Raw genomic sequence first — 23134 nt, forward strand, 5'->3', positions numbered from 1 at the left:
ATCTCAGTGTCTATGACCCCCCAGACTTCCCTCGACCACATTGCAGAGCGCGTGGAGCGCCTGCTGGTTCGCCACGAGGAACTGCAACGCACCAATGCGCTGCTCGCCGAGCAGGTGGCGGCCCTGACCCAGGAGCGTGATTCGCTGCGCTCGCGGCTCAACGCCGCCCGGGCCCGCGTCGATGCCCTGATCGAGCGCCTGCCCTCCAACCAGGGGGCCTGACCCCTTCGCAACCGCCGACGCCCCGAACGCCCATGAAGCAGATCGAAGTGCAAATCCTGCAGCAAAGCTATGTGCTGACCTGCCCCGATGGCCAGGAAGAGCGTCTGCTCGAAGCCGTGCGCCGTGTGGACACGGCCATGACCCGCATCCGCGACAGCGGCAAGGTCCGCTCCCGCGAGCGCGTGGCCGTGCTGTCCGCGCTGAACATGGCCTTCGACGTGCTGGACCGCGAAGCCCAGGAAAGCGCCATGGCCACGGCCCAGGCCGAGATGCAGTCCCTGCATGACGAGGCCGCTTCCCAGCACAACGCCCCATCCCAGCCGCCCGAGCCCAGCCCCGAGGAACTGGCCGAGCGTGCGCGCCAGCAGGCCCTTGCCGAGCAACTGGTGCTGCGCCTGGACCAGGCCCTGGAGGGCGATGCGCGGCTGATCTGAGCCTGGGCCGCCGTTGCCTTTCCTTGCCCCGCACGACAGCCTCTTCGGAGGCTGTTTTCATTGCATCGCCCATGTCAATGAAAAGCCCATGCCGTTCAAAGAACTTGATCGCGGGCCTGATCAACGGCCTTAGAATGGAGGCGTCTGCAAACCCGCCGGGCTTTATAGTTCCTTGGACCAATGCTCTATGAGCCCGGGCTTGGTACATTGCCATTCGAGCGTGATCGTCTCGCGTCAGATGAACCCAACGTCTGGCTGCCCTTGCCCCCCTGAACCCCGGTTCAGGATGACGGCCCGGTGGTCTTTGCAGACACCTGATTCCAACCCGGCGCACCTCCACGGTGCGCCGGGTTTTTTGTTGCCCGCCCCTCCACTACCGATCTGCCGCCGCATGCCTGATCTGCTGTTTCTCGAACTGGCCCTGCTGGGCCTGTGCTCCGGTTTCCTGGCCGGCCTGCTGGGAGTGGGCGGCGGCATGGTGCTTGTGCCGTTTCTGACCTACTTTCTCGACAAGCGCGGGGTCGGCCCGGACCTGTCCGTGAAGATGGCGATCGCCACGGCCATGGCCACCATCGTGTTCACCTCGATCTCCAGCCTGCGCGCCCACCACGGTCGCGGCGCCGTACGCTGGGACATCGTGCGCAGCCTGGCGCCGGGCATCATCACGGGCGGGCTGCTGGCCAGCCTGGGAGTCTTCGCACTGCTGCGTGGCAAGTACCTGGCGCTGTTCTTTGGCGTGTTCATCGGCTACATGGCGCTGCGCATGCTGCGCAGCAACAGCCAGCCCACGGCCACGCGCGCCCTGCCGGGGCCGCTGGGGCTGTACGGTGCGGGTACGGGCCTGGGTTTCATCTCGGGGCTGGTGGGAGCAGGCGGGGCCTTCATCAGCGTACCCTTCATGATGCGCTGCTCGGTGCCCATGCACATGGCCGTGGGCACCAGCGCGGCGCTGGGGTTTCCGATTGCCGTGGTGAATGCGGCGGGCCTGATCTTCACCGGCGCGGGTGACGCGGGGCGCCCCGAATACTCGCTGGGCTACCTGTGGCTGCCGGCCCTGCTGGCACTGGCCTGCTGCAGCGTGCTGACCGCACCGCTGGGCGCGCGGGCCGCGCACCGGCTGCCCGTGGCCCAGCTCAAGCGGATCTTCGCCACGCTGCTGTTCGGCCTGGCGGCCTACATGCTCTGGAAAGGCTTGAGCGCGGGCAGCTGAGCGCTTGCCACCTGGGCCATTCTCTGCCGGTAGGCGATGGCGCCAATGCCGGCGCGCTGGGCTTGCAGGCATTCGCCGAATTGCTCGCGCGGCAGGCCCGGCGCGCACAGAAAGCCCTGGAAGTAGTGGCCCTGCATGCGGTGGATGGCCGTCAGCTGCTCGTGCGTTTCCACGCCCTCGGCCACGATCTCCACGCCCAGCGCCAGCCCCAGGCTGATGATGGCGCCGACGATGGCCTGGTCGCCCTCGTCGCTGGGCAGGCCGCGCACGAAGCTCTGGTCGATCTTGATCTTGGAGATGGGCAGCTTCTTCAGATAGGCCAGGTTGGAGTAGCCGGTGCCGAAGTCGTCGATGACCATGCCCACGCCCAGATCGGCGATCTGGCATACGCGCAGCGCCATGTCCTGTGCATCTTGCAGCAGGATGCTTTCGGTCAGCTCCAGCTCCAGCAGATGGGGCTCCAGGCCATAGCGGCGCAGCAGCTCGGTCACGCGCTCGACAAAGCCCGACTGGCGAAATTCCAGCGCCGAGACATTGACCGACACCTTGATCGGCATGCCCTGCTTCTGCCAGCGCGCAGCCTCCTGCACCGCCTGCTCCATGACCCAGGCGCCCAGCGTGACGATGTAGCCCGACTCCTCGGCAAGCGGAATGAAGACACCGGGCGAGACCACGCCGAATTCGGGGTCGGTCCAGCGCAGCAGCGCCTCGGCCGCGACGATGCGGTCGCTGTCGATGTGCACCTGGGGCTGGAAGTACACGGCCATGCGGCCATGCTCCAGCGCCTGGCGCATGGCATGCTCCAGCTTCATGCGCGACAGCAGGCCCGCGCTCATTTGCGGCTGGTAGAAGCTGAAATGGCCCCGGCCCCGCTCCTTGACGCGGTACATGGCCGTGTCGGCCTGGCGGATCAGCTCGTCCAGCGTGAGGCCGTCGGCCGGGTACTGGGCCACGCCGATGCTGCACTGCACGGAAAAACCCAGGCCGTCGAGCAGGAAGGGTCGCTCCATCTCCTGCAGGATGCGCCTGGCCACCGCGGCAGCCAGCTCGGCGTTGCAGCCGTGCAGGTAGAGCACGAACTCGTCGCCGCCCAGGCGGCACAGGATGTCTACCGGCCGCATGCAGTCGCTCAGGCGCTGTGCGACCAGCTTGAGCACTCGGTCGCCGAACTGGTGGCCCAGCGAGTCGTTGATGATCTTGAAGCGGTCCAGGTCGATGAACAGGATGCTGAACACCGTGCCGCCTGCGCGTGCGGCCTCGATGGCCGCATCCACGCGCTCCGTGAGATTGAGCCGGTTGGGCAGGCCGGTGAGCGCGTCGCTGTAGGCCAGCTGTTCGATGCGCTGCTGTGCCACGCGCTGCTGGGTGAGGTCGCGCATGAAGCCGATGCTCTGCACCACGTCGCCCTGCGCATTGCGCAGCGGCACCCAGGACAGGCGCACGGCGCAGCGCGCACCGCCGGCCTGGCGCAGCCACAGGTCGCCCTCCCAGAAGCCGCCTTGATGCCACTGTATGCGGGCCAGGTCGCCCAGCGTGTCGGATGGGTCTTCGGTGGCTTCGAACAGCGATTCCACCGTGCGGCCCTGCACGGGCATGCCGCCCAGCAAGCGTTCGCAGGCCGGGTTGGTGCGTGCCACGTCCATGTGGTCATCGGCGATGAAGATGCCGTCCAGGCTGGACTCGAAGACCCGCGCAGCCAGCTCCAGGCCCGCCTGGGTCTGGGCCTCGGCCGTGATGTCGCGGAAGGAGAAAATGCGCCCCATGGGCAGGCCCCGGCGCAGCTGGGGCACGGCGCGGCGCTCCAGAATGCGGCCGTCGCGCAGGTCCAGTACGTCGGACGCTTCCATCAGGGGCTGGGCCGACAGCAGCTTCAACTGCTGCGCGTAGGACTCGGCATCGCGCACCTGGCCGGCCAGGTGATCGAGGATGGCCGCGTCGTTGCGGCGCACCAGCAACGCCTCGGGAATGCCCCAGAGCGTGGCGAATCGGTGGTTGAAGGCGCGGATGCGGCCATCGGGATCGCACACCAGGATGGCGTCGGCGGCCGACTCCAGCGTGGCGCGCAACTCGCCCAGCAGGCTTTCGAATTCGGCCTCGTGCAGCGCCTGCTCGCGCCGGTCCAGCATGCTGACCAGGAGCACCTCGCCGTCGAGCGCGCGCACGCGCATCTCCACGGGCGCCAGCTGGCCGTCGGCACGGCGCACCTCGGAAATGAACTGGGCGCCGGCCTGCCAGTTGAAAGGGTCGCTCCAGAACGCCTGCTGCTGCGGCGTGGCGGCCAGCACCTGCACGGGCAGTCCCACGGCGGCATCGGTCTCATAGCCGGTGACGGATTCGCTGGCGGCGTTGGCGCGCAGCACCTTCAGGCTGCGGGCATCGATCAGCCACAGCGCCTCCTGCAGTGCATCGAGCAGGCGGGGCCAGGCGCGGTTGAGCGCTTGCTTGTTCAAGACGCCACCTTCGGCGGATCCAATTCCACCGCCCGTTCAAAGTAATAGCAGACACGCCGGCGCGGCGACAGATAGTCCAGCGCGTCGCGCGGCAACTGCGCAGGAGCCACGCCCCGGCGTATGCCCAGCGCGGGAAACAGCTCCAGCGCCAGCACGGGCGCCTGGGCGGCCGGCACGCTGGCGTCATGGACCATCACCGAAGGCTTGAGCGGCCGCGATGCATTGACGGACATGACCATGGCATGGCGCCCATCGGTCAGCTCCACCACCGAGCCCGGCGGGAACACGCCCATCATGCGGATGAAGCCATTGAGCACGGGCGCGGCGAACTTGTCGCGCAGCCGGCTGAACAGCATGGACAGCGCCTCGTGCGGCGTGTGCGGCGTCTGCGCATCGCCGGGATTGCACAGGCGGTCATAGGTGTTGACCAGGGCCAGGATCTGGCCCGTGAGCTCCATGTCCTCGGCCACCAGGCTCAGCGGGAATCCCGTGCCGTCGGCCCATTCATGGTGCTGTGCGATGGCGGTGGTGACCTGGGCCGACAGGCCCATGCGCATGGCGATGGCCACCGATTCACCCACATGGCGCTCGTAGCGGTCGCGCAGCGCGTCGGGCACGGAAGACTCCAGGGCCAGGCCGTGCATGCCCTCGGCGCCGGCCACCGGCTTGCCGGCATCGTGCAGCAGCGCCGCCAGGCCCAGGTCGCGCAGCAGCGCAGCCTCCAGGCCCAGGGCCCGGCCCAGCAGCAGGCCGAGCACGGTCACGTTGACGGCATGCACGCTCTGGTTGCTGCCCACGCCATCGGACAGGAGGTGAATCGCCACGTCCTGCGGGCCGGCCAGTTCGGCCAGGCAGCCGTCGACCAGGGCTTCGGTGGGCATGCGCGCCTGCTCGGGCGCGCTGGCAAGGGTGGTTTCGATGGCCACATAGCCACGCTCCACCTTCTGAAAGCGCGCATTGCAGTCCTCCAGCCGGCCACGCCAGTTGGGCACGGACAGCAGCAGCGGCGCTGCGGGTGCAGGTTCCTCGGCGGGCTCGGCTGCAGCGGCCGCCACAGCGGGCAGCGGCTGCGGCGGAGGAGTGCGCACCTCGGCCGGCCAGGCGTCGCTTTTGTGCGGAACGCAGCGCACCGCCTCCAGGCCCAGGGATTTCAGGGTCTGGATCTGTGCGCTGGAGGTGATCTTGAAGCTGCTGACCGGAAAGGGATGGTTCAGCCATCCAACATCGAGCTGGACAAACATGCCCGGACGGAGGTCTCGGATATCGATGAGGACGGAATGGTTCACGCGCGGCAACGGCCCCGAGGCTGAAGGAATCGGCAAATGTAAGCCGATGATTCGGGCATTATCTCCAGTTCTGAGGGCCTTGCAGGCAATCCGCGACCCTCAGGACCAAGTCTGTCCCCCGCTGTTGTTCATCGGCACCAGAGACTGGGCTTGTAGATCAGGTCCATCCACAGCGCCCACACGGCTACGCCCACCAGCATCAGGCCGGCCAGCCGCGTGCCCCATTCGGCACGCAGGCCGTTCAGGCGCTGGCGGCCCAGCCGCCACAGCCAGGGGCCGGCCACCAGCCACAGCCCGCTGCCCACGCCAAAGGCCGCCATGGCCGATGCGCCCTGCAAGGGGCCACCGCTGAGCGCGGCGACCAGCACGGCCGAATACAGCAGTCCGCAGGGCATGAGCGCCCAGGCATAGCCCGCCGCCAGCGTGCCGCCAGGGGCGGACACCCAGGGCTGCACGCGCCGCCAGGCGGCGCGGCCCGCAGACTCCAGCCAGGCGGGCTGGCGGGCCTGCACCATCATGGCCAGGCCCCAGGCCATCACGGCGACATGGGTCAGCGTCCAGAACGGCTGCAGCGCCGTGGTCTGGCTGGTGAGCCAGGACAGGCTTTCCATGGCCAGCGCCGAGGCGGCGCCCAGGCTGGCATAGCCGGCCAGCCGCCCGCCATGGAACAGCGCCGTGCGCAGCCACAGCCGGCTTTGCAGTCCATGGACGGCGACCACCTGCTCCCCACCCTGTACCGTGCCCTGCCCCGCCCCGCCCGTGACCACGCCGCAGGGCGCGGCGCACATGGCAAGGCAATGGGGCCCGCCGACGAGCCCCATGATCAAAGCGGTCCAGAGCAGCGACAACAGCATGGGGCCTAGATGATCCTCGAAAACCGCGCCCGGTTCTTGTCGGCCTGCAGATATCGGTCAAACAGCATGGCCACGCCACGCACGAAGTACCAGCCCATGGGCGTGACCTGGAATCCCTCGTCGCTGATCTGCACCAGCCCCTTGGCCTGCAGGTCCTGAAGCGCCGCCAGCTCGGGGGCGAAGTACTCGCGAAAGCCCAGCAGCCAGGCCTGCTCCATGGGCTCGAACAGCACGGCGCCCTGGCACATGATGGCCATGATGACGGCGCGCCGCACCAGATCATCGCGCGACAGTGCCAGGCCGCGCACCACGGGCAGGTGGCCGGCGTCGATGGCGTCGTAGTACTCCTCCAGCGTCTTGGCGTTCTGGCTGTAGCTGGCCCCCACCTTGCCGATGGCCGACACGCCCAGCGCAATCAGGTCGCAGTCGGGCTGGGTGCTGTAGCCCTGGAAGTTGCGATGCAGCCGGCCCTGGCGCTTGGCCACGGCCAGCGCGTCCTCGGGCAAGGCGAAGTGGTCCATGCCCACGTAGACATAGCCGCCCTCCATGAAGGCCGCGATGGAGCGCGAGAGCATGGCCAGCTTGTCGGCGCCCTGGGGCAGGTCCTCGGCCGCGATGCGCCGCTGCGGCTTGAAGCGCTCGGGCAGGTGGGCATAGGCATAGAGCGCGATGCGGTCGGGCCGCAGCGCATTGACCTGGGCCAGCGTGCGCTCGAAGGACTCGGGCGTCTGCTTGGGCAGGCCGTAGATCAGGTCCACGTTGATGGAGGCAAAGCCCAGCTGCCGTGCGGCCGCTACCAGCGCGAACACCTGCTCGGCCGGCTGCACGCGGTGCACGGCGATCTGCACCTGTTCGTCGAAGTCCTGCACGCCGAAGCTCAGGCGGTTGAAGCCCAGCTCCTTGAGCACGGCCAGGCGTTCGACGCTGACGGTGCGCGGATCGACCTCGATGGAGTATTCGCCGCCCGGCTCCAGCTTGAAATGCTCGCGCAGCAGGGCCATCAGCGTGCGCAGCTCATCGTCCGAGAAGAAGGTGGGCGTGCCGCCGCCCAGGTGCAACTGGCTGACGGCCTGGCCCTTGCCGCAATGGGCCGTGTGCAAGGCCATCTCGCGCGCCAGGTAGTCCAGGTAGACGGCAGCGCGATCGTGGTGGCGCGTCACGATCTTGTTGCAGGCGCAGTAGTAGCACAGCGACTCGCAGAACGGCACATGCACATACAGCGACAAAGGCATGGCCCGCGCTGCGGTACTCGATTTGCGGTGCTCAAGTGCCAGGATATAGTCTTCAGCACCGAAAGCCTCCACGAAACGATCGGCCGTGGGGAACGAGGTGTATCGGGGCCCCGGTACGTCGAAGCGACGCAGCAGCTCTGGGGTGACAGCGGTCATGGGTTTTTTCCTCTAATGTCGTCCACTGTGCCGCAGCCCATTGGCCGCGTCCTTGACTCATATCAAGAGTTGTTCGCGGCAGTGCTGCGACAATTTGATCCAACTCATCGCCATCCACGAGGTCACCGCCGGCGCACTGCTGCGCCGCTGATGTTTACTCCATGAACCTTCAGACCATCAAAGCATCCTGTTCCAATTGCAACCTGCGCGAGCTGTGCATGCCCATGGGCCTGGATGCCGAGCAGATGCAGCGCATCGACGACATCGTGGCCACGCGCCGCAAGGTCAAGCGCGGCGGCCTGCTGTTTCGCAACGGTGAGTCCTTCACCTCGCTGTACGCCATCCGCACGGGCTTCTTCAAGACCTGCGTGGCCACCGAGGACGGGCGCGACCAGGTCACGGGCTTTCAGATGGCCGGCGAGATCATCGGCCTGGATGGCATCGTCAACGACCACCACACCTGCGATGCGGTCGCGCTGGAAGACGCCGAGGTCTGCGTCATGCCCTTCGACAAGCTGGAGGACCTGTCGCGCGAGGTCACGGCCCTGCAAAACCATGTGCACAAGGTCATGAGCCGCGAGATCGTGCGCGAGCATGGCGTGATGCTGCTGCTGGGCAGCATGCGTGCCGAGGAGCGCCTGGCCGCCTTCGTGCTCAACCTGGTGCAGCGCCTGCACGCCCGGGGCTTTTCCAAGTCGGAACTGGTGCTGCGCATGACGCGCGAGGAAATCGGCAGCTACCTGGGCCTGAAGCTGGAGACGGTGAGCCGCACCTTCTCGAAGTTTGCCGAGGAAAACATCATCGAGGTGCGCCAGCGCCATCTGCGCATCCTGGACACGGACGCGCTCAAGCGCATCGTCAACAGCCAGCAGTGCCAGTGAGGCCGCAAGGCCCCGCCCCCCGGCAATGAACAAGGCCCGCGATCGCGGGCCTTGTTCATTGCCATTGCAGTGCACGCAGGTTCAATCGCGCCCCAGGCCCTGCATGGCCAGATTTGGGTCCGGCTCGGAGACCACGCCGTCGTTGAGATCGTGCGTGGAGCGTCCCAGCATGGTGGTCATGAGGCTGGACAGCATGGTCACGCCCCAGAAGGCGAAGAAGGCCAGGGTGTAGATTCCCTGCCGCGACCAGCCCAGGTCGCCGAGCCAGTGCAGCTCCAGCGGGTCCACGAAGGCGAATACCAGCATCTCCATCACGGCGGCGGCCAGAAAGGCCGGCCAGGCAATCCACATCCAGCGTTGGGCCAACATCAGCGATCTCCTTGAGCTGTCGAGGGGTGGCTTTCATTGTGCGCGCCGCCCGCGCACCGTGCCAAGCCCTGCGCACCCTGCACTGCCTGTAGGAAACCCTTGGCCCTCGCGCATGCTGGAGATGCCATCCACCATGCAAAAAAGGCCGCGACTGCGGCCTTGTGCACGGCATTTTCCTGCGTTCAGCGGTCCGTGGGATGGTCCTGCGCGGGCGTGGCCGCGTGGTTGCGGCCGGTGACCGCGGGCGCCAGGCTCTTGGGCACTTCGCGCACGCCATCGGCACGCTCGTTGATGGTGATGCCATTTCGGTAATAGTCAGGATCGATCACGGGATCGGCGCCATTGATCGCAATGACGGCCGTGACCACGCCGGCCACCACGACGGCGGCCGGGCCGGCCACCACGAGCCAGACATGGGCGAACTTCCACCAGGGCTTGCCGGCGTCCGGATGCGAAGGGGCCGTGGCGGGCGCGGAGACTGCGGGACTGGAAGACATGGATAACCTCTTTCTTTCAAACAGCCGGCGCAGCCTGGGCGGCGCCGGCCAGACATATCACCGGGGCACCAGGAAGACGGCCTTTTCGGACGCGCGTCCCGCGCCTGAATGCACGGCATCGATATCGAAGAATACGGTGTGCGAGCCCGGCTCGGCGGAACCGTAGGGAATCTGCAGCCGCGCCGCAATGCCGCGCGTCTCGGCCGGGCCGACCTCGACCTCCTGCTCGGACGCCAGCTCCAGCCCGTCGAGGCCATGGGCGCTGATGCGGTAGCGCTGGGCCTGCTCGGTGGCATTCATGATCTGCAGGCGGTAGACATTTTCCAGCTTGCCGCCCGCGACGATGCGCGACAGCGATGCCCGGTCGCGTATCACGTCGACCTTGACCGACTGGCGCAGCGCCAGGCTCACGATCATGGCCATGCTCAGGCCGATCAGCACGGCCGAGTAGACCAGTACGCGCGGACGGAAGATGCGGCGCAGCACCTGGGCCCGCCGCCACAGGCCGGCCATGGCGTTCTGCGTGGTCAGCCGGATGAGGCCGCGCGGATACTCCATCTTGTCCATGATGGAATTGCAGGCGTCTATGCACAGACCGCAGCCTATGCATTCGTACTGCAGGCCGTTGCGGATGTCGATGCCCACGGGGCAGACCTGCACGCACATCTTGCAGTCGATGCAGTCGCCCAGGCCCTGGGCCTTGTAGTCCACCTTCTTGGTGCGCGGCGCGCGCGGCTCGCCCCGGCCCGTGTCGTAGCTGACGATCATGGTGTCGCGGTCGAACATGGCGCTCTGAAAGCGCGCATAGGGGCACATGTACTTGCAGACCTGCTCGCGCATGTAGCCGGCGTTGCCATAGGTGGCGAAGCCGTAGAACAGCACCCAGAAGACCTGCCAGCTGCCCTGCAGCGCCAGCAGCTCGCCGCCCAGCTCGCGGATGGGCACGAAGTAGCCCACGAAGGTGAAGCCGGTCCACAGGGCAATGGCAATCCACAGCAACTGCTTGAGCGACTTCTTCCAGAGCTTTTCAAAAGTCCAGCCGTTCTTGTCCAGGCGCATGCGCGCGCTGCGGTCGCCCTCGACCTTGCGCTCCACCCACATGAAGATTTCGGTGTAGACCGTCTGCGGGCAGGAAAAGCCGCACCACAGGCGACCGGCCACGGCCGTGAACAGGAACAGCGCCAGCGCCGAGATGATCAGCAGGCCCGCCAGGTAGATGAAATCCTGCGGGTACAGCACCAGCCCGAACAGGTAAAAGCGCCGCGCACCCAGGTCGAACAGCACCATCTGGCGCTGCCCCCATTCCAGCCAGGGCAGGCCATAGAAAACCAGTTGGGTGAGAAACACCAGAGCCCATCGCCAGCGTGCGAAGACACCGCTGATGGAGCGCGGGTAGACCTTCTTCTCGGACTCGAACATCGACACCAGCTGGCCCGGGTCCGGGTCGGCAGGCGTGATCGGAATGACTTTGCGGGGAGGCTTCCCGGCATCATCCCCGTTCTCGGGCTTCATGGTGGGTTCCTTGGTTTTTTGGAATATCTGAAAACTCAAAAGGCAAAAAGGCGGCGCCGCAGCGCCGCCCCCTGTCCTTATTGACGGACTGCGCCGTCTTTGTGCGACATGCCCCAGACATAGGAGGCAAGCACCGCGATCTGCGCCTCGGTCAGCTTGTCCTTCTGGGCAGGCATCTCGTTGTGCTTGCCGTTGTTGATCATGGCCGTGATGGCGGCCTCGCCCCAGCCGTGCAGCCAGATGTCATCGGTCAGGTTGGGCGCGCCCAGGGCCTGGTTGCCCTTGCCGTCCATGCCATGGCAGGCGGCGCAGGCCGTGAACTTGGACTTGCCCAGCGAAGCCTTGAGCGAGTCGTGCGGGCTGCCCGACAGGCTCAGCACATAGTGCGAGAGGTTGCGCACATCGTCGGGCGTGCCGACGGCAGCGGCCATGGGCGGCATGATGCCGATGCGGCCCGCCGTGATGGTTTCCCTGATCTTGTCGGGCGTGCCGCCATGCAGCCAGTCGCCATCGGTCAGGTTGGGGAAGCTCTTGCCGCCGCGTGCATCCGAGCCGTGGCACTGCGCGCAGTTGTTCATGAACAGGCGCTCGCCGATGGCCATGGCCTGGGGGTCCTTGGCCATGTCTTCGGTGCTCATGCTCGTGAACTTGGCGTACAGCGGCTCCAGGTCCGCGCGGGCCTTGGCCATCTCGTTTTCATAGGCGCCCAGCTGCGTCCAGCCCAGCTTGCCCGCGAACGAGCCCAGGCCCGGATAGGCCGCCAGGTAGGCGAAGCCGAACACCGAGGTGATGATGAACAGCCACATCCACCACTTGGGCATGGGGTTGTTCAGCTCGCGCAGGTCCTCGTCCCAGACGTGGCCCGTGGTGTTGTCGGCCGAGGGGACCACCTTCTTGCGTGCGGTGAGATACAGCAGCAGCAGGCAGCCGATGATGCCGCCCAGCGTGATCGCCGTGACATAGATCGACCAGAAGTTGTTTACGAAATCGCTCATGGGAAGTTCTCGTTCTGGTGGAGGGACTCAGTCTTGCTCGAACGGCAGCTGGGCGGCCTCTTCGAAACGGGCCTGGTTGCGGCGGGCGAACGCCCACCACCAGATACCGATGAAGCAGGCCAGAGAGGCCAGCGTGGCCACGATGCGCATGGTGGTGATGTCCATGTCGCTCTCCTTTACTTGACCGAACGGCCCAGCACCTGCAGGTAGGCGATGACGGCGTCCATTTCCGTCTTGCCCTTGACCTGCTCGGCGGCGCCGCTGATTTCCTCGTCGCTGTAGGGCACGCCCACCTTGCGCAGCGCGCTCATGTGCTGGGCGACCACGGTGTCATCCACCTTGTTCTTCTCCAGCCAGGAGTAGGCAGGCATGTTGGACTCGGGCACCACGTCGCGCGGGTTGTTCAGGTGGATGCGGTGCCATTCGTCGCTGTACTTGCCGCCCACGCGGTGCAGGTCGGGACCCGTGCGCTTGGAACCCCACTGGAAGGGGTGGTCGTAGACGAACTCGCCCGCCACCGAGTAGTGGCCGTAGCGCATGGTCTCGGCGCGGAAGGGGCGGATCATCTGCGAGTGGCAGTTGTAGCAGCCCTCGCGCAGATAGACGTCGCGGCCCATCAGCTGCAGCGGCGTGTAGGGCTTGAGGCCCGCCACCGCTTCCGTGGTCGACTTCTGGAAGAACAGCGGAACGATTTCCACCAGGCCGCCGACGGCGACCACCAGCAGGGTCAGCACGATCAGCAGGAAATTGTTGGTTTCCACCTTCTCGTGGGAAAAGCTCTTGGGAGCGCTATGGTTGTGATCGGACATGAGTAATGCTCCTAGACGCTCAGGCGTGGGCCACGACGGCAGGCACGGCCACCTTCACGGAACGGCCGGAGATCGCGGTCTTCCAGGTGTTCCACAGCATGACCAGCATGCCGCCCAGGTACAGCAGGCCACCGGCCACGCGGATCACGTAGAACGGATAGCTGGCCTTGACGCTTTCGACGAAGGTGTAGGTCAGCGTGCCATCGGGATTGACGGCGCGCCACATCAGGCCCTGCATCACACCGGCGATCCACATCGCGGCGATGTACAGCACGATGCCGATGGTGGCCATCCAGAAGTGCAGTTCGATGGCGCCCACCGAGTGCATCTTGGTCTTGCCGAACAGGCGCGGGATCAGGTAGTACAGCGAGCCCATGGTGATCAGGCCCACCCATCCGAGGGCGCCCGAGTGAACGTGGCCCACGGTCCAGTCCGTGTAGTGCGACAGCGCGTTGACGGTCTTGATGGACATCATCGGACCCTCGAACGTGGACATGCCGTAGAACGACAGCGACACGATCAGGAAGCGCAGGATGGGATCGTCGCGCAGCTTGTGCCATGCGCCCGACAGCGTCATCACGCCGTTGATCATGCCGCCCCAGCTGGGAGCCAGCAGGATCAGCGAGAACACCATGCCCACGGACTGCGTCCAGTCGGGCAGCGCGGTGTAGTGCAGGTGGTGAGGACCCGCCCACATGTAGGTGAAGATCAGCGCCCAGAAGTGGACGATGGACAGGCGGTAGCTGTAGACCGGACGGCCAGCCTGCTTGGGAATGAAGTAATACATCATGCCCAGGAAGCCTGCGGTCAGGAAGAAGCCCACGGCGTTATGGCCGTACCACCACTGCACCATGGCGTCCTGCACGCCGGCGTAGGCGGAGTAGCTCTTCATCCAGCCGGCCGGAATGGCCGCGCTGTTGACGATGTGCAGCAGCGCCACGGCGATGATGAAGGCGCCGAAGAACCAGTTGGCCACATAGATGTGACGGACCTTGCGGATGCCGATGGTTCCGAAGAACACGATGGCATACGAGACCCAGGTCACGGCGATCAGCAGGTCGATCGGCCACTCCAGCTCGGCGTACTCCTTGCCCTGGGTGTAGCCCAGCGGCAGGCTGATCGCGGCGGCGAGAATGACGATCTGCCAGCCCCAGAAGGTCAGGCTGGCCAGCTTGGGCATGAACAGCCGCGTCTGGCAGGTGCGCTGCACCACGTAGTAGCTGGTTGCGAACAGCGCCGATCCGCCAAAGGCAAAGATCACGGCGTTCGTGTGCAGCGGACGCAGGCGTCCGTAGCTCAGCCATGGAATGCCGAAGTTGAGTTCCGGCCAGGCCAGCTGCGAGGCGATCAACACCCCGACAGCCATGCCCACCACTCCCCAGACGACGGCCATGATAGAGAACTGCCTTACGACGGTATCGTCGTAATAGACAGCGTTGTTATTTGAACTATCCATCGTGCACCCCTTAGATTGCTATCAAAGTGTTACTTTCTTCGCTGTCGGGCGTGTTGACCCACGTCAATCGTCCCGAAGAATGCGTTCGCCCTCTTGTTCCACGCTCTCGAATTGCCCGCGATAGACGGCCCACCACAGGGCCGCGAGGATGGCGAGCACAAGCACCACCGACAGCGGGATCAGTAAATAGAGAATGTCCATAGTCAGAACCTCCCCACCGTTGCGGTGGAGCCCGTCGGCATGGTGACGGACGCTGCGGGCGCAGCAGGCGTGCCCGTGTGATTCGTCAAGGCCAGTGGAAGGCTGCGCGCAAGGCGCGCGGCGTTGAGCACCACCAGCAGCGAACTCAGTGCCATTCCCAGGCCGGCCACCCAGGCAGGCATGAAGCCCGCCAGGGCCAGTGGAATCGACACCGCGTTGTAAGCGGCAGCCCAGGCCATGTTCTGGCGCACCACCTGCAGTGTGCGGCGCGACAACAGACATGCCTGGAGCACCAGTTCCAGGCTGTCGCCCAGAACAACGAAATCTGCGCGCGATTGTGCCAGCGGCACTGCTCTACCAAAAGCAAAAGAGACATGCGCTCCAGCTAAAACTGGGCCGTCGTTGAGGCCGTCGCCCACCATGGCCACATGGTGGCCGGCTGCCTGCGCCTGCTGCAGCCGCTCCAGCTTGTCCTGCGGGCTGCAGCCGCCGTGGGCCTGGGTGATGCCCACGCGCGCCGCCATGGCGCGTGCGGCGTCCTCGCGGTCGCCGGACAGCAGCATCACGGCGATGCCCTGCTTCCCGAGCGCCTGCACGACGGCGGCGGCCTCGGGCCGCACGTCCTCGCTGAGTACAAAACGCGCCAGCGTATGCCAGCCCTGTTCGGTCTGCTCGGCCAGCAACACGCCCTGCACGGGCTGCTCGCCCGCCACGCCCGCATGCAGGGCCGATCCCAGGCGCAGATGGCGGCGTTCGCCCGGGCCCTGCACCCAGGCGTCCAGGCCCAGGCCTGCCACTTCCTGCATGGTGTCCAGCTTCCAGTGCGTCGCGGCATGGGCGCCAGCCTGCGCGATGGCGCGCGAGGCCGGGTGCATGGACTGGCGCGCCAGCAGCGCCGCCAGCGCCAGCACCTCGTCGGCATCCTCGCCGCGCGCAGGCTCGAACGAGGACAGCGCCAGGCCGTCGCGTGTGAGCGTGCCGGTCTTGTCGAACACCAGGGTGTCCACGGCGGCCAGCGCTTCCAGGCCCTGCAGGTTGCGCACCAGCACGCCGCTGCGCGCCAGCGTGCCGGCGGCCGTGAGCATGGCCACGGGCGTGGCCAGCGACAGCGCGCAGGGGCAGGTGACGATGAGCACGGCCACGGCCACCATCATGGCCTTGCCGGGATCGGTGGGCCACCACCAGATGGCAGCGCCCAGCGCGGCCAGCAGCACCACGACCAGGAAGGGCCGCGCCACCTTGTCGGCCAGCTGGGCCAGGCGCGGCTTTTGCAGCGAGGCGCTTTCCATCAGGCCCACGATCTGGGCAAAGCGCGTGTCGGCCCCCACGCCGTCCACGCGCACATCGACCACGGCGTCCAGGTTGTAGCTGCCGGCCGTGACGCTGTCGCCCTCGGCACGCAGCACGGGCGTGGACTCGCCCGTGAGCAGGGCCTCGTCGGCATGGGTGCGGCCGCGCACGATGGTGCCGTCGGCCGGGAAGGCCTCGCCGCTGAGCACGCGCACCAGGTCGCCGGCACGCAGGCGGCGCGTGGCCACGCGCTCGAAGTGGCCGGCCGCGTTCTCGCGCAGCACGGCATCGGGCAGGCGGTTCATCACGGCTTCCAGCGCGCCGGCCGTGCGGTCGCGCAGCCGCAGCTCCAGCCAGCGGCCGGACAGCAGGAAGAAGACGAACATGGTCAGCGAGTCGTAGAAGACTTCCTCGCCGAAGGGCCCCGAAGGATCGAAGGTGCCCAGCGAGCTGATCACGAAGGTGATCAGCATGCCCAGCGCCACGGGCAGGTCCATGCTCACGCGGCGCTGGCGTATGTCGCGCAGCGCGCTGGAGAAGAAGGGGCCGCAGCAAAACAGCACCACGGGCAGCGAGATGACCCAGGAGGCCCAGCGCAGCAGCGTCTCCATCTCCTGCGACAGGTCGCCGGGGCGGGCCACGTAGGCGGGCCACGCATACATCATCACCTGCATCATGCAAAAGCCGGCCACCAGCCAGCGCCACAGCGCACGGCGGCTTTCGGCCTGGCGGCGCTCGCGCGCAAAGGCATCGCGCGCAGGAAGCGCCTGGTAGCCGGCGCGCCGCACGGCCTCCATCCACTGGGATGGAAGCACCTGCTCGTGGCGCCAGGTGACTCGCGCGCGGCGGGTGGCTGCGCTGACTTCGGCCTTCTCCACCCCGGGCACGGCCCGCAGCGCATCCTCGATGGTCAGCGCGCATGCGGCACAGTGCATGCCCTCCAGAACGACGTGCGAATCCCAGGCAGGGAAATCGGTGGGTTCTTTGGAAGGGTCGGCGGGAGTTGCGGGGCCTGCGGGCCGTCCGAACGAACTCCACTCCTGCGGATCATCCAGCAGCCGGGCCGTGGCCTGCTGCGAGGGCGAGAGACCTGAATCAGGCGCCGCCACCGCCGCCTCGCTGGATGGGGCTGCAATGGTGTGGGGCATGGTTCTTAGCGTAATCGGGGGGCATGATAAGCGTATTGACATTAATCAACCGTTAACTCATGGTTGGGTCTATGCTGACTTCGTCCCACCCATCAGCACACACGAAAGGAGCACGCATGTACAACCGCATCCTGATCGCCACCGACGGTTCCGAGCTTTCCGACAAGGCCGTGGACAGCGGCCTGGGCCTTGCCGCCTTGTGCGGCGCCAGCGTGATCGTCGTCAAGGTGGTCCAGCACTATCCGCGCAGCTACTTCGAAGGCGGCGAAACCGTGGATCTCAAGCAGATCGAACGCATCGAAGGCCAGTGGACGGCCAACGCGCAGACCGTGCTGGATGCCATCCACGCCAAGGGCCAGGCGCTCAAGGTCCACGTGACCACGGAGATCGTCAAGTCCGACCTGGTGGCCGAAAGCGTGATCGACGTGGCCAAGCGCCGCGACTGCGACCTCATCGTCATGGCCTCGCACGGCCGCAAGGGCCTGCAGCGCCTGCTGCTGGGCAGCGAGACGCAGCACGTGCTCACGCACACCCACATTCCCGTGCTGGTACTGCGCTGAAGGGTAGCGGCAGCTTCGGCTTTCGCTGCACAAAAAAAGGCATCGGCGGCGCCGATGCCTTTTGCTTTTTCAATCAGGCCAGGGCGCGACCCGCGCCTTGGCGACCACTCAGGCGAACAACTGCTTGTGCTGGTCGCGCAGGAGATTCTTCTGCACCTTGCCCATGGTGTTGCGCGGCAGCTCCTGCACCACGAAGCAGCGCTTGGGAATCTTGAAATTGGCCAGCTGGCCCTTGAGCGCATCGACCACCGCCTGGGGCTCGAGCGAAGCGCCGGGACGCGGCACCACCACCACCACGCCCACCTCGCCGAAGTCGGGGTGCGGCACGCCGACCAGGGCGCTTTCGGCCACGCCGGGCAGCTCGTTGATGAAGCCTTCGATCTCGGCCGGATAGACGTTGTAGCCGCCCGAGATGATCAGGTCCTTGCTGCGGCCCACGATGCTGACATAGCCCCGCTCGTCGAGCTTGCCCACGTCGCCCGTGCGGAACCAGCCATCGGCCGTGAACTCCTCGGCCGTCTTCTCGGGCATGCGCCAGTAGCCCTTGAACACATTGGGGCCGCGCACCTGGATGTTGCCGATCTCGCCCACGGCCACGGGCTGGCCTGCGTCGTCCACGATGCGCACGCCCACGCCGGGCAGCGCAAAGCCCACGGTGCCGGCGCGGCGCTCGGACTGGCCGCCGTTGCGGTCATCGGCACGGTAGGGGTTGGAGGTCAGCATGATGGTCTCGCTCATGCCGTAGCGCTCCAGGATGACGTGGCCGGTGCGCTCCTGCCAGTCGCGGTGCGTCTCCACCAGCATGGGTGCCGAGCCCGAGATGAACAGCCGCATGTGGGCCGCCGCCTCGCGCGTGAGCCGCGCATCGGCCAGCATGCGCACGTAGAGCGTGGGCACGCCCATGAAGACGGTGGCGTCACGCATGCGCGAGATCACCGTGCCGGGTTCGAACCTGGCCAGCCAGATCATGGGACTGCCGTTGAGCAGCGCACCATGGATGGCCACGAACAGGCCGTGCACATGGAAGATGGGCAGCGCGTGGATGAGCACGTCGCCGTCCTGCCAGCCCCAGTAGTCCTTGAGCGTCTCGGCGTTGGACAGCATGTTGCCGTGCGTGAGCATCGCCCCCTTGCTGCGGCCCGTGGTGCCGCTGGTGTAGAGGATGGCGGCCAGGTCGTCCTCGCCGCGCTCCACCACCTCTTGCTCGTCGCCATGGTGGGCGGCGCGCTCCAGCAGCGTGCCGCTGCGGTCGTCGCCCAGGGTGTAGACATGGGCCACGCCCGAGGTGAAGGCGATCTTGGACACCCAGCCGAAATTGGCCGGCGTGCAGACCACGACGGCGGGCTCGGCATTGCCCACGAAGTACTCGATCTCGGCGGCCTGGTAGGCGGTGTTCAGCGGCAGAAAGACATGGCCGCTGCGCAGCGTGGCCAGGTAGAGCATCAGCGCTTCCACCGATTTGTCCACTTGCACGGCGATGCGGCTGGCGGGCGGCAGCTGCAGCGACTGCAGCAGGTTGGCCATGCGCGCGCTGCCACGGTCCAGGTCGGCCCAGCTGTAGAACAGGCTGGCGCCGTCAGCGCCTATGGCCTCTACGGCCCACTTTTGCAGATCCTGGGGAAAGGCGGCGCGCAAGGCAGCGAACAGATTGCGGTTGGTCATGGCTGTGAAGAAGAAGGAAGAATCCGCTGGGGACCGGGAAATCTCAGGCACGTTCATGGATTGGCGAAGGCGGCGCCACGGACAGCTCGCGCAGGATGCGCTCGCGGTCCGCGTCCAGCGCGGGCGGCTGCCTGCGCACCAGGGGCTGGCCGAGCGAGGCCTGCAAGGGATTGCCCGCCACGCGCAGCGTCTGGCCGCTGGGGGTCTGCACCTGGGCCAGCATGCCGCGCTCGCGCACCTGGGGGTGCTCGACGATGTCGGCCACGCTGTTGTACTCCCCCGCCGGGATGCCATTATCAGTGAGCAACCCCAGCCAATGCGCCCTGGGACTGTCCCGCAGGCGCGCCTGCAGCGCGGCCTTGAGCTCGGCCTGGTGCTCGCAGCGCAGGGCATTGCCGGCAAAGCGCGCGTCCTCGGCCAGTTCGGGCAATTGCAGCAGGCCGCAGAGCTTGCGAAACAGCGCATCGCTGCCCACGGCGATGACGAACCAGCCGTCCTGCGCCGCGAACACATCGAAGGGCGCCATGGAGGGATGCCGCGTGCCGATAGGCCCCGGCACGCTGCCCAGCGCGCCCAGGCGGGCCACGGGGTTTTCCAGCAAGGCCACCTGGCAGTCGAGCATGGAGACATCGACGCGCTCGCCCTGCCCCGTGCGCGAGCGGCGCATCAAGGCCGCCTGTGTGCCGATGACCGCGTACAGGCCCGCGCCCAGGTCGCCGATGGACACGCCCACGCGGCAGGGCCCGGCGTCCGGGTGGCCGGTCACGCTCATCATGCCGCTCATGGCCTGCACCACCATGTCGTAGGCGGGAAAGCCGCTGTAGGGCCCCGTCTGGCCAAAGCCAGAGACCGAGGTCATCACCAGCCGGGGATGGCGTGCATGCAGGGTCTCCCAGCCATAGCCGAGCTTGTCCATGGTGCCGGGGCGAAAGTTCTCGACCAGCACATCGGCGCCTTGCAGCAGGCGCTCGAAGACCTCGCGGTCCTGGGGCTGCTTGAGGTCCAGCGCAATCGACTCCTTGTTGCGATTGACCGAGAGGAAATAGGCCGAGCCCCCGTCCACGAACGGCCCGATGCCGCGCGCATCGTCGCCCGTGCCGGGCTGCTCCACCTTGATCACGCGCGCGCCCAGGTCGGCCAGCATCTGCGTGCACATGGGACCGGCCAGCACGCGCGTGAGGTCGATGACGGTAAGGCCTTGCAGCGGCAGGCCCGTGGCTTGTTCATTCATGGCTTGATCATTCATATTCACTGCAATCCGGCTCCGGAACGCTGGGTCAGGGCCTTCGATTCCTGACCTTCCTTCAGGGCCCAGGTACGGAATTCCTCAAGGGATGCCGAGGGCGCGGCCAGATTGCCCTGCTTGGCCAGCCTGGCCTTCACATCGGGGTCTTCCAGCGCCTTGGTGCTGGCATCGAACAGCTTCTTCGCCACGTCCTCGGGCAGACCCGCCGGGGCGAACAGGCCGAACCAGAACGTGTAGTCAAAGCCCGGCACGCCGGACTCCTTCATGCCCGGCAGCTCGGGGAAAAGCGGCGAGCGCTCGGCCGTGCTCACGGCCAGCATTCGCAGCTTGCCCGCCTGGGCCAGCGGCAGCACGGAGGGCGGCGTGCCGAAGGTCAGGTCCACATCGCCAGCGGCCACGGCCTGTATCGATGGCGCCCCGCCCTTGAACGGCACATGCAGCATGCGCAGGCCGCCGCTGGCGCCCGCAAACGACAGCGTGGCCAGGTGCGTGATCACGCCTGCGCCCGAGGAGGAATAGCTGAGCTTGTCGGGCTGGCTGCGCGCCAGCGCCACCAGATCGCCCACGCTCTGGCCCGGAAAATCCTTGCGCACGGCCAGCAGCATGGGGGCCGAACTCCAGCGCGTGATGCCCGTGAAATTGCGCGCGCCCTCATAGCGAGCGCTCTTGTAGAGCAGCTGGTCCGAGCCATAGATGTTGGCGCTGCCCAGCAGCAGCGTGTAGCCGTCGGGCGCTGCACGCGCCACATGCTCGGACGCCAGCGTGGTGCCGGCGCCCGGGCGGTTGTCCACCAGCAGGGGCTGGCCCAGGATCTTGCCGACCTTGTCGGCCACGATGCGCGCCACCGCGTCGGCACCGCCGCCGGGCGGAAATCCCACGACCAGCGTGACGGGCCGGGCGGGATAGGACTGGGCCATCGCGCCACCGGCCAATCCGGCCAGCAGCAACGACAGTGCAAAACGCTTGAACATGGCTTGTCTCCTGTTTATTGATACCCCCTGAGTCGCTGCGCGCCTTCCCCCAAAGGGGGACGACACCCTCGGTGCGGGAGCGGCCCTTCCTCGGTGTCCCCGAGTTGGGCCGCGCCGGTTCCGTGGGCTGTGGGCGGTAGGCAGCACCACGGGCAATCTGCGTGTATGCGGGAGGATGCTGCTCAGCGCCCCTTGAACTCCGGGCTGCGTTTCTCGCGCCAGGCCCGGCCGCCCTCCTGCAGGTCTTCGGAGGCGATGCTGCGCTGCACCTCGCGCGTGATCTCGGCCACGTCATGGTGGCCGCGCGCGATCAGGTTCAGGTGCTTTTTCATGCCGAACAAAGGGATGGGCGCCATGGCGTCCAGCGTGCCGGTGAGCTGGGCCACGGCCGCGTCGAAGGCGGCGGGTTCGGCCAGATGGGTGAGGAATCCGCAGGCCTTCATCTCCGGGGCCTGGATGCGCTCGCAGGTCAGGAAGAGCCGCTTGGCCGTGTCCAGGCCCAGGCGCGAGACATAGCGCTCCAGCCCGCCCGCGTAGAAATGCAGGCCCAGGCGCGCGGCCGGCATGAACATTTCGGCCGCCGTGCTGCCCACGCGAAAGTCGCAGGCCAGGGCCATGTCGGTGGCACCGCCGTAGACGCCGCCGTGGATGGCGGCCACGGTCACGGCGCGGCATTGCTCGATGGCGTCCACCATCTCGCCGAAGCTGCTGCCCTCGGTCTGGCTGCCTTGGATCTCTGATATATCATAGCCACTGCAAAAGTACTTGCCCTCGCTGCGCAGCACCACCACGCGCACATCGTCGCGGCGGTTGATAAGCTCCACATGCGCGACCAGCGTGCCCAGGTCTTCGGGGGCCAGCTTGTTGGCCGCTTCGGGGCGCTGCAGCGTGATGGTGGCCAGGTGATCCTGGATGTCGAGTCTGGGTGTCATATGTATCAGTCAGTCAATCAGATATATTTGAATTAGAAAATGCTTCCAGCCAAGCAGCCATTGGAGAAAACCCCGGCCACGTCCAGCCTGCAGGAGCGTATACGGCAATCGCTGGAAGACGAGCTGCGCTCAGGCGCCATGCAGCCCGGCGATGCCATCGACGAGCCGGCCCTGTGCGAGCGCTTCGGCGCCTCGCGCACGCCCGTGCGCGAGGCGCTGCTGCTGCTGGTGGCCAAGGGGCTGGTGGAGATCGTTCCGCGCTCGGGCATCTATGTGCGGCGCCTGGATGCGCGCGAGCTGGTGGCCATGATGGAAGGCCTGGCCGAGCTGGAAGGCGTGCTGGCCCGGCTGGCCGCCACGCGCATCCATGCGCAGCTGCGCGAGCGGCTGCAGGCGGCGCTGGCGCACACCGCCGCCTGCGCCCAGGCGCAGGACGCCCAAGGCTATGTGCAGGCCAACATGCAGTTGCACGAACTGATATACGAGGCCAGCGGCAACGACTTCATCGTGGAACAGACCCGGCTGCTGCGGCTGCGCATCACGCCCTACCGGGGCCGGATGTTCGAGAAGCCGGGCCGCCTGGCGCGCTCGCAGCAGGAGCACGTGGCCGTGGTGTCTGCGATCTGCGCGGGCCAGGCGGAGCTGGCCGCCGAGGCCATGCGCCAGCACATCTGCGCAGGCGGCAGCGCCTTCACCGACATGGTGCTGGGCGCGCCCGCAAGCGCAGGCTATGAACGCCCGCGCAAGCCGAGATAGCCCGA

23 protein-coding genes are annotated in these 23134 nt (G+C 66.8%); 6 read left to right on the forward strand and 17 right to left on the reverse strand.

Translation table 11 applies throughout. The features are described 5' to 3' along the window. The first annotated feature begins 12 nt into the window (after positions 1-12). The 3 genes from ACF8NF_RS27950 (at position 13) to ACF8NF_RS27960 (ending at position 1866) form a co-directional block, all read left to right on the forward strand. On the forward strand, positions 13-222 hold the full coding sequence (locus ACF8NF_RS27950; RefSeq protein ID WP_392451674.1) for a DUF904 domain-containing protein: 210 nt from the start codon (positions 13-15) through the stop codon (positions 220-222). Between the two features lie 32 nt (positions 223-254). Next, a complete protein-coding gene (locus ACF8NF_RS27955) occupies positions 255-656 on the forward strand; it encodes a cell division protein ZapA (RefSeq protein WP_016445211.1) in 402 nt (133 codons plus the stop codon). 391 nt (positions 657-1047) lie between these two features. Then, entirely contained in the window at positions 1048-1866 is an 819-nt protein-coding gene (locus ACF8NF_RS27960; RefSeq protein ID WP_016445210.1) for a sulfite exporter TauE/SafE family protein, read from the forward strand. Here ACF8NF_RS27960 and ACF8NF_RS27965 read toward each other — a convergent pair. The 4 genes from ACF8NF_RS27965 to hemN all read right to left on the reverse strand — a co-directional run bounded on the left by ACF8NF_RS27965 (position 1830) and on the right by hemN (position 7844). Beyond that, entirely contained in the window at positions 1830-4316 is a 2487-nt protein-coding gene (locus ACF8NF_RS27965; protein WP_016445209.1) for a bifunctional diguanylate cyclase/phosphodiesterase, read from the reverse strand. The genes ACF8NF_RS27960 and ACF8NF_RS27965 overlap by 37 nt on opposite strands. Beyond that, on the reverse strand, positions 4313-5557 hold the full coding sequence (locus ACF8NF_RS27970; protein ID WP_016445208.1) for an HD-GYP domain-containing protein: 1245 nt from the start codon (positions 5555-5557) through the stop codon (positions 4313-4315). The genes ACF8NF_RS27965 and ACF8NF_RS27970 overlap by 4 nt, the downstream gene beginning before the upstream one ends. A 173-nt stretch (positions 5558-5730) precedes the next feature. Then, complete coding sequence (locus ACF8NF_RS27975; protein WP_126311831.1) at positions 5731-6456, reverse strand: sulfite exporter TauE/SafE family protein; 726 nt, start codon at positions 6454-6456, stop codon at positions 5731-5733. Between the two features lie 5 nt (positions 6457-6461). Further along, a complete protein-coding gene (hemN, locus tag ACF8NF_RS27980; protein ID WP_026062632.1) occupies positions 6462-7844 on the reverse strand; it encodes an oxygen-independent coproporphyrinogen III oxidase in 1383 nt (460 codons plus the stop codon). Positions 7845-8005: 161 nt separating this feature from the next. On the opposite strand from hemN, the gene fnr reads away from it, so the two are divergent. Then, positions 8006-8725 carry a fumarate/nitrate reduction transcriptional regulator Fnr gene (gene fnr, locus ACF8NF_RS27985; protein ID WP_016445205.1) on the forward strand — a complete coding sequence of 240 codons (720 nt, stop codon included), beginning with the start codon at positions 8006-8008 and terminating at the stop codon, positions 8723-8725. A gap of 81 nt (positions 8726-8806) precedes the next feature. Here fnr and ACF8NF_RS27990 read toward each other — a convergent pair whose 3' ends face one another. The 9 genes from ACF8NF_RS27990 to ACF8NF_RS28030 all read right to left on the reverse strand — a co-directional run bounded on the left by ACF8NF_RS27990 (position 8807) and on the right by ACF8NF_RS28030 (position 17002). Continuing rightward, on the reverse strand, positions 8807-9094 hold the full coding sequence (locus ACF8NF_RS27990) for a hypothetical protein (RefSeq protein ID WP_016445204.1): 288 nt from the start codon (positions 9092-9094) through the stop codon (positions 8807-8809). A 182-nt stretch (positions 9095-9276) separates the two neighbouring features. Then, complete coding sequence (locus ACF8NF_RS27995; protein ID WP_016445203.1) at positions 9277-9591, reverse strand: FixH family protein; 315 nt, start codon at positions 9589-9591, stop codon at positions 9277-9279. Between the two features lie 57 nt (positions 9592-9648). Continuing rightward, positions 9649-11103, reverse strand: a complete 1455-nt coding sequence (gene ccoG / locus ACF8NF_RS28000) for a cytochrome c oxidase accessory protein CcoG (RefSeq protein ID WP_016445202.1) — start codon at positions 11101-11103, stop codon at positions 9649-9651. A 77-nt stretch (positions 11104-11180) separates the two neighbouring features. Then, complete coding sequence (gene ccoP, locus ACF8NF_RS28005) at positions 11181-12098, reverse strand: cytochrome-c oxidase, cbb3-type subunit III (protein WP_016445201.1); 918 nt, start codon at positions 12096-12098, stop codon at positions 11181-11183. A 27-nt stretch (positions 12099-12125) separates the two neighbouring features. Further along, the gene (locus tag ACF8NF_RS28010; RefSeq protein WP_016445200.1) at positions 12126-12263 is read right to left on the reverse strand and encodes a cbb3-type cytochrome c oxidase subunit 3; all 138 of its coding nucleotides are present in this window, start codon (positions 12261-12263) and stop codon (positions 12126-12128) included. Positions 12264-12274: 11 nt separating this feature from the next. Then, positions 12275-12907, reverse strand: a complete 633-nt coding sequence (ccoO, locus tag ACF8NF_RS28015; RefSeq protein WP_016445199.1) for a cytochrome-c oxidase, cbb3-type subunit II — start codon at positions 12905-12907, stop codon at positions 12275-12277. A gap of 19 nt (positions 12908-12926) precedes the next feature. Next, positions 12927-14363: a cytochrome-c oxidase, cbb3-type subunit I gene (ccoN, locus tag ACF8NF_RS28020; RefSeq protein WP_016445198.1), complete on the reverse strand. Its 1437-nt coding sequence runs from the start codon at positions 14361-14363 to the stop codon at positions 12927-12929. A 63-nt stretch (positions 14364-14426) separates the two neighbouring features. Next, complete coding sequence (gene ccoS, locus ACF8NF_RS28025; RefSeq protein WP_013803228.1) at positions 14427-14564, reverse strand: cbb3-type cytochrome oxidase assembly protein CcoS; 138 nt, start codon at positions 14562-14564, stop codon at positions 14427-14429. 2 nt (positions 14565-14566) lie between these two features. After that, positions 14567-17002, reverse strand: coding sequence for a heavy metal translocating P-type ATPase (locus ACF8NF_RS28030; RefSeq protein ID WP_392412315.1), 2436 nt, complete (start codon positions 17000-17002; stop codon positions 14567-14569). Positions 17003-17118: 116 nt separating this feature from the next. On the opposite strand from ACF8NF_RS28030, the gene ACF8NF_RS28035 reads away from it, so the two are divergent. Further along, positions 17119-17562: a universal stress protein gene (locus ACF8NF_RS28035; RefSeq protein ID WP_016445196.1), complete on the forward strand. Its 444-nt coding sequence runs from the start codon at positions 17119-17121 to the stop codon at positions 17560-17562. Positions 17563-17670: 108 nt separating this feature from the next. Here the strand turns inward: ACF8NF_RS28035 and ACF8NF_RS28040 are convergent, their stop codons facing one another. From ACF8NF_RS28040 to ACF8NF_RS28055, 4 genes are all read right to left on the reverse strand, one after another. Continuing rightward, positions 17671-19224 carry a malonyl-CoA synthase gene (locus tag ACF8NF_RS28040; RefSeq protein WP_061287663.1) on the reverse strand — a complete coding sequence of 518 codons (1554 nt, stop codon included), beginning with the start codon at positions 19222-19224 and terminating at the stop codon, positions 17671-17673. Between the two features lie 43 nt (positions 19225-19267). Continuing rightward, on the reverse strand, positions 19268-20455 hold the full coding sequence (locus ACF8NF_RS28045; RefSeq protein WP_126311833.1) for a CaiB/BaiF CoA-transferase family protein: 1188 nt from the start codon (positions 20453-20455) through the stop codon (positions 19268-19270). A 17-nt stretch (positions 20456-20472) separates the two neighbouring features. Beyond that, the gene (locus ACF8NF_RS28050) at positions 20473-21441 is read right to left on the reverse strand and encodes a Bug family tripartite tricarboxylate transporter substrate binding protein (RefSeq protein WP_392451675.1); all 969 of its coding nucleotides are present in this window, start codon (positions 21439-21441) and stop codon (positions 20473-20475) included. A gap of 182 nt (positions 21442-21623) precedes the next feature. Then, on the reverse strand, positions 21624-22373 hold the full coding sequence (locus ACF8NF_RS28055; RefSeq protein WP_392451676.1) for an enoyl-CoA hydratase/isomerase family protein: 750 nt from the start codon (positions 22371-22373) through the stop codon (positions 21624-21626). Positions 22374-22412: 39 nt separating this feature from the next. Here ACF8NF_RS28055 and ACF8NF_RS28060 point away from each other — a divergent pair, with 39 nt between their 5' ends. Beyond that, positions 22413-23129, forward strand: coding sequence for a GntR family transcriptional regulator (locus tag ACF8NF_RS28060; RefSeq protein ID WP_026062479.1), 717 nt, complete (start codon positions 22413-22415; stop codon positions 23127-23129). Positions 23130-23134: the final 5 nt, after the last annotated feature.

It is taken from the genome of Delftia sp. WSY_22 (assembly GCF_043104185.1).
Lineage (GTDB): Bacteria > Pseudomonadota > Gammaproteobacteria > Burkholderiales > Burkholderiaceae_C > Comamonas > Comamonas tsuruhatensis.

Coding starts and splice junctions, on each gene's coding strand:
- ACF8NF_RS28055 (WP_392451676.1), bottom strand. CDS start 22,373: ATGACACCCAGACTCGACATCCAGGATCACCTGGCCACCATCACGCTG.
- ccoS (WP_013803228.1), bottom strand. CDS start 14,564: ATGGACATTCTCTATTTACTGATCCCGCTGTCGGTGGTGCTTGTGCTC.
- hemN (WP_026062632.1), bottom strand. CDS start 7,844: ATGACCGCTGTCACCCCAGAGCTGCTGCGTCGCTTCGACGTACCGGGG.
- ACF8NF_RS27970 (WP_016445208.1), bottom strand. CDS start 5,557: ATGTTTGTCCAGCTCGATGTTGGATGGCTGAACCATCCCTTTCCGGTC.
- ACF8NF_RS28050 (WP_392451675.1), bottom strand. CDS start 21,441: ATGTTCAAGCGTTTTGCACTGTCGTTGCTGCTGGCCGGATTGGCCGGT.
- fnr (WP_016445205.1), top strand. CDS start 8,006: ATGAACCTTCAGACCATCAAAGCATCCTGTTCCAATTGCAACCTGCGC.
- ACF8NF_RS28060 (WP_026062479.1), top strand. CDS start 22,413: ATGCTTCCAGCCAAGCAGCCATTGGAGAAAACCCCGGCCACGTCCAGC.
- ACF8NF_RS27975 (WP_126311831.1), bottom strand. CDS start 6,456: ATGCTGTTGTCGCTGCTCTGGACCGCTTTGATCATGGGGCTCGTCGGC.
- ccoG (WP_016445202.1), bottom strand. CDS start 11,103: ATGAAGCCCGAGAACGGGGATGATGCCGGGAAGCCTCCCCGCAAAGTC.
- ACF8NF_RS28010 (WP_016445200.1), bottom strand. CDS start 12,263: ATGGACATCACCACCATGCGCATCGTGGCCACGCTGGCCTCTCTGGCC.
- ACF8NF_RS28030 (WP_392412315.1), bottom strand. CDS start 17,002: ATGCCCCACACCATTGCAGCCCCATCCAGCGAGGCGGCGGTGGCGGCG.
- ccoP (WP_016445201.1), bottom strand. CDS start 12,098: ATGAGCGATTTCGTAAACAACTTCTGGTCGATCTATGTCACGGCGATC.
- ACF8NF_RS27955 (WP_016445211.1), top strand. CDS start 255: ATGAAGCAGATCGAAGTGCAAATCCTGCAGCAAAGCTATGTGCTGACC.
- ACF8NF_RS28040 (WP_061287663.1), bottom strand. CDS start 19,224: ATGACCAACCGCAATCTGTTCGCTGCCTTGCGCGCCGCCTTTCCCCAG.
- ACF8NF_RS28035 (WP_016445196.1), top strand. CDS start 17,119: ATGTACAACCGCATCCTGATCGCCACCGACGGTTCCGAGCTTTCCGAC.
- ACF8NF_RS28045 (WP_126311833.1), bottom strand. CDS start 20,455: ATGAATGAACAAGCCACGGGCCTGCCGCTGCAAGGCCTTACCGTCATC.
- ACF8NF_RS27950 (WP_392451674.1), top strand. CDS start 13: ATGACCCCCCAGACTTCCCTCGACCACATTGCAGAGCGCGTGGAGCGC.
- ACF8NF_RS27960 (WP_016445210.1), top strand. CDS start 1,048: ATGCCTGATCTGCTGTTTCTCGAACTGGCCCTGCTGGGCCTGTGCTCC.
- ccoO (WP_016445199.1), bottom strand. CDS start 12,907: ATGTCCGATCACAACCATAGCGCTCCCAAGAGCTTTTCCCACGAGAAG.
- ccoN (WP_016445198.1), bottom strand. CDS start 14,363: ATGGATAGTTCAAATAACAACGCTGTCTATTACGACGATACCGTCGTA.
- ACF8NF_RS27990 (WP_016445204.1), bottom strand. CDS start 9,094: ATGTTGGCCCAACGCTGGATGTGGATTGCCTGGCCGGCCTTTCTGGCC.
- ACF8NF_RS27995 (WP_016445203.1), bottom strand. CDS start 9,591: ATGTCTTCCAGTCCCGCAGTCTCCGCGCCCGCCACGGCCCCTTCGCAT.